Origin of the sequence: Rhodovulum sp., from assembly GCF_011048875.1 — a bacterium.
Taxonomy (GTDB): domain Bacteria; phylum Pseudomonadota; class Alphaproteobacteria; order Rhodobacterales; family Rhodobacteraceae; genus Rhodovulum; species Rhodovulum tesquicola.
In genome coordinates this window covers 1-4,506 of record NZ_DSDD01000167.1, presented here as the reverse complement: position 1 = coordinate 4,506, position 4,506 = coordinate 1, and the positions used below count along the sequence as shown (strand labels likewise).

The following is a 4,506-nucleotide window of genomic DNA, read 5'->3' as shown; positions in this document are numbered from 1 at the left end:
TGGCTGGTCGCTCCGCGGATCACGCAGCCCAGCGCCACATAGCCGTCGAAATTCGACAACCGATGTGCCAGCGCGATGGCGGGCGGCAGCTCGAGCGCGCCGGGAACCTCTATCAGGTCATGGGTGGCGCCCGCGGCGTCCAGTTTCGCCCGCGCGCCCGCGATCAGCATCTCGGCAATGTCACGATAGAACGGTGCGACCGCGACCAGCAGCTTCACCGGCCGGTCAAAGACGGGCAGCGGCAGGATATGGTGTGGGTCTTGGTCGGCCATGTCTCAGCCCTCCATCTCGATCTTGCGGGTGCCCGCAATGGACAGCCCGTAGCCCTCAAGCCCGACGACCCGCGGCAGGGGCGAATTCGTCAGCAGCGTCAGCTCGTGCAGGCCCAGCGCGGCGAGGATCTGCGCACCCAGCCCGTATTGGCGCAGCGTCTGGGGGGACGCGCTTCCGCCGCCCAGCTTCATCGTGGTATCGCGCAACAGGACAACCACGCCGCGCCCCTCGGCGGCCATGATCTCCATCGCGCGGGACAGTTCCCCGGCCGGGTGCGGGCCAAGGCCAAGCACGTCCTGCAACGGGTCAAGCGCGTGCATCCGCACCAGCACCGGGCCGGGCGCGGCGATGTCCCCTTTGGTCAGCACCACATGTTCGGCGCCCTGCGTGATATCTGCAAAGATGCGCATCAGCCAGTCGCCGCCAAATGCCGAGGTAACAGGCCGCGCCGCCGTCTCGTTCACCAGGTTGTCGTGGCGGCGGCGATAGGCGATCAGGTCGGAAATCGTGCCGATCCTGAGCCCGTGCCGCTGGGCAAAGGCCACAAGGTCGGGCAGCCGCGCCATCGAGCCGTCCTCGTTCATGATCTCGCAGATCACGCCCGAGGGGTTCAGCCCCGCCAGCCGCGCGACATCGACCGCCGCCTCGGTATGGCCCGCACGCACCAGAACGCCGCCATCGCGCGCGCGCAGCGGGAAGATATGGCCGGGCGTGGCGATATCGGCCGCCGTTTTGCCCGCGTCGATGGCCACGGCCACGGTGCGGGCGCGGTCATGGGCGGAAATGCCGGTGGTCACACCCTCGCGCGCCTCGATCGAGACGGTAAAGGCGGTTTCGTGGCGGCTGGAATTCTGCGAGGCCATCAGTGGCAGGCCCAGCGCGTCCACCCGCTCGCCGGTCAGCGCCAGGCAGATCAGCCCGCGGCCATGGGTGGCCATGAAATTGATCGCCTCGGGCGTGGCCATCTGGGCGGGGATGACCAGATCGCCCTCGTTCTCGCGGTCCTCGTGATCGACAAGGATGAACATCCGCCCGTTGCGCGCATCCTCAAGGATCTCCTCGGTCGAGGAGATGGCGTCGCGGAAGTTTCCCTGATCGGATGCGGAGGGGTCGGTGGTCATGGTCTGCCCGTCTTTGGCTGTCGCGAGGCAGATAGACCATCACACGACAGAGCGCCAGAGGGCGCGGACCCGGTTATCCCGCGGCCTCGGCCAGCCGGGCGACATAGCGCGCCAGCGTGTCGATCTCGAGATTCACCCGGTCGCCCACCCGCGCCAGCCCCCAGGTCGTGGCCCGCTTGGTATGGGGGATGAAATTGACGCCGAAGCTGGCGCCCTCGACCTCGTTCACGGTCAGCGAGGTGCCGTTCAGCGCGACCGAGCCCTTCGGCGCGATGAACTTCGCCAGCACATCGGGCGCACGAAACGTGATGCGCGTGCTGTCGCCCTCGTCCACCATCGCGACGATCTCGGCCAGCCCGTCGACATGGCCCGACACGATATGCCCGCCCAGCTCGTCGCCCACCCGCAGCGCGCGCTCCAGATTCATCCGGCTGCCCTCGGCCCAGCCATCCAGATTGGTCTTGGACAGCGTCTCGGCCGAGATCGAGACCGCGAACCAGCCGCCCCTCTCGTCCCGGCCCCGATCGGTCACCGTCAGGCAGACCCCGTCGCAGGCGATCGAGGCGCCGATCTCGATGGTCTCGGGCGCGTAACCGCAGCCGATCCGCGCGGTCAGGTCGCCGCGCTTTTCCAGCACGCGGACGGTGCCGATATCGGTGATGATGCCGGTGAACATGGCACTTGGCTCCTTCTGCGGTTCTGCGCCCGACCTAGCGTCTGGCCACGGACAGGGCAAGCGCCGCGCCCGCCAAGCCGATTGACGCTTTCGCAACCGCCCGAAAAATGGCCCTATTACGGGCATGACGACGCATTCGGGCAGCATCCGGCGCTTTCTGCTTCTTCAGGGGCCGCACGGGCCGTTCTTCGACCGGCTGGGCCGCGCCCTGCGCACGGCCGGGCACGCGGTCTGGCGCGCGGGCTTCAACCGGGGCGATTCCGCCTTCTGGTCGGACCGGGCGCGGTATGTGCCGGTCACCTGCACGCCTGCCGACTGGCCCATGGTCTGCGCCGGGTTGCTCGATCGGCTGGCGATCACCGATATCGCGCTTTACGGAGATACAAGACCCATCCACGCCGCCGCCATCGCCGCAGCCCGCGCCAGGGGGCTGCGCATCCATATCTTCGAAGAAGGCTATCTGCGGCCCTATTGGGTCACCTATGAGCGCGACGGCGCGAACGGCCATTCGCGGCTGATGGATCTGGCGATCCCCGACATCGCGGCACGTTTGCCGGGCGACGCGCCCCCCGCCGCCGAGGCCCCCGCCCATTGGGGCGACCTGCGCGCGCATATCTTCCACGGTGCGCTGTATCACGGGCTGGTCATGCTGCCCTCGCGCCTCTATCGCCATTACAGCCCCCATCGCGGCCTGCCGGTGCGGGCCGAATTCGCGCTTTACCTGCGCCGGCTGGCGCTTCTGCCCATCCATGCCGCGGCCCGGTTTGCCGCCACACGCACGATCCGGGGCGGCGGGTTTCCCTATCATATGGTGCTGCTGCAACTGGCCCATGACGCGAATTTCCGCCATCATGGGCCATTCGCCCGGATCGAGGATTTCCTGGCGCTCTGCATAGACGGTTTTGCCCGTGGCGCGCCCTCCCATCATCATCTGGTGTTCAAGGCCCACCCGCTGGAGGACGGGCGCAGCCCCCTGCCCCGCACGATCCGGGCTCTGGCCCGCGCGCAGGGGCTGGCCGGGCGGGTGCATTTCGTGCCGGGCGGCAAGCTGGCGCTGTTGCTCGACGGGGCGACCAGTGCTGTCACCGTCAATTCCACCGCCGCGCAACAGGCGCTGTGGCGAGGCCTGCCGCTGCGCGCCTTTGGCCGGGCGGTCTATGACAAGCCGGAACTGGTCTCGGACCAGCCGTTGGCCGAGTTCTTTGCCGATCCCCGCCCACCGGACCCCGCCGCCTATCGGCTGTTCCGCCGCTTCCTGCTGGAAACCAGTCAGGTGCCGGGGGGATTTTATTCGCGCAGGGGTCGCGACCAACTGATGCGCCTTGTGGTCGACATGATGCTGGCCAGCATCGACCCCTACGACTCGCACGCCGCCAGGGGCGCGGCGCAGGGGCAACACCTTCGCCTTGCCGGATAGCAAGGGTCGCGCGGGACTGGCACGAACAGCTCGGGCATTGTAGGCTGAACCAAAATAATCGTGGCAGTTCCATGCTGTCCGAGACGATCCTGAGGCAGTTTCAAGCAAGAACAAGGACGCCGAGCAGTGAGAATCATGTATTCCCGAGGGGCGAGGGCCGTGGCTTTTCTTGCCCTCTTGGCGACCGTGAGCGCCTGCGGCCTGCCGCGCTCCGGCCCCAACAAGCGCGAGATCTTTGCCGGTGCGGTCCAGAAACAGGGCGATTCCTTCGTGGTCGCGGTCAATGACAGGGTCACCCGGGCCACGTCGGTAGTCCCGGCGATCGGCTTTCCACCCGAATTCAGCGGCGCAGGCATTGCCACTGCCGACATCATCCAGCCGGGCGATGTGCTGGGCCTGACGATCTACGAGAATGTGGACGATGGCATACTCGCGCGCCAGGGCAGCAATGCCGCGATGCTGAACGAGGTGCAAGTGGATGATTCGGGGTTCATCTTCATCCCCTATGCCGGGCGGATTCGCGCGGCGGGCAACACGCCCGAGCGACTGCGCCAGATCGTGACCGAGAAGCTCGACGCCCAGACCCCCGATCCGCAGGTCGTCGTGCGTCGGCTGGCGGGCGACGGGGCGACCGTATCGGTCGTGGGCGGCGTTGCGAGCCAGGGCGTCTACCCGATCCAGCGCCCCAATCGCACGCTGTCCGGCATGCTGGCCACCGCAGGCGGCCTCTCGATCCCGCCCGAGGTGGCGCGCATCTCGGTGCTGCGCGGCAGCCGGCGCGGCGATGTGTGGTTCCAGGATCTCTACAGCCACCCCCAGATCGACATCGCCCTGCGCAACGGCGACCGCATCCTCGTGGAGCGCGACACCCGCGCCTTTACCGCGCTCGGCGCGATGGGTGCCCAGCGCCGGGTTCCGTTCGAGACGCAGAACCTGTCGGTGATCGAGGCGATCGCGCAGGTGGGCGGGCTGAATACCGGGCTGGCCGATCCCACCGGCGTCTTCGTGATGCGCAACGA

5 protein-coding genes are annotated in these 4,506 nt (G+C 67.8%); 2 read left to right on the top strand and 3 right to left on the bottom strand.

Annotated features, from left to right (window positions below; translation table 11 throughout):
• From ENN83_RS05830 to ENN83_RS05820, 3 genes are all read right to left on the bottom strand, one after another.
• The coding region (locus tag ENN83_RS05830) for a 6,7-dimethyl-8-ribityllumazine synthase (protein WP_287185130.1) at positions 1-272 on the bottom strand (272 nt) is incomplete at its 3' end.
• A 3-nt stretch (positions 273-275) separates the two neighbouring features.
• The gene (ribB, locus tag ENN83_RS05825) at positions 276-1,394 is read right to left on the bottom strand and encodes a 3,4-dihydroxy-2-butanone-4-phosphate synthase (protein WP_287185128.1); all 1,119 of its coding nucleotides are present in this window, start codon (positions 1,392-1,394) and stop codon (positions 276-278) included.
• A gap of 73 nt (positions 1,395-1,467) precedes the next feature.
• Complete coding sequence (locus tag ENN83_RS05820) at positions 1,468-2,070, bottom strand: riboflavin synthase (protein ID WP_287185126.1); 603 nt, start codon at positions 2,068-2,070, stop codon at positions 1,468-1,470.
• A 124-nt stretch (positions 2,071-2,194) separates the two neighbouring features.
• Here ENN83_RS05820 and ENN83_RS05815 point away from each other — a divergent pair, with 124 nt between their 5' ends.
• Both ENN83_RS05815 and ENN83_RS05810 read left to right on the top strand, forming a co-directional pair.
• Positions 2,195-3,487, top strand: coding sequence for a capsule biosynthesis protein (locus ENN83_RS05815; RefSeq protein WP_287185125.1), 1,293 nt, complete (start codon positions 2,195-2,197; stop codon positions 3,485-3,487).
• A 135-nt stretch (positions 3,488-3,622) separates the two neighbouring features.
• Positions 3,623-4,506 (top strand): polysaccharide biosynthesis/export family protein (locus tag ENN83_RS05810; protein ID WP_287185132.1); only part of this gene is annotated, 884 nt, incomplete at its 3' end.

Excerpts from the sequence above, each read along its gene's own strand:
- ribB (WP_287185128.1), bottom strand. The coding sequence starts at position 1,394 with ATGACCACCGACCCCTCCGCATCCGATCAGGGAAACTTCCGCGACGCC.
- ENN83_RS05820 (WP_287185126.1), bottom strand. The coding sequence starts at position 2,070 with ATGTTCACCGGCATCATCACCGATATCGGCACCGTCCGCGTGCTGGAA.
- ENN83_RS05815 (WP_287185125.1), top strand. The coding sequence starts at position 2,195 with ATGACGACGCATTCGGGCAGCATCCGGCGCTTTCTGCTTCTTCAGGGG.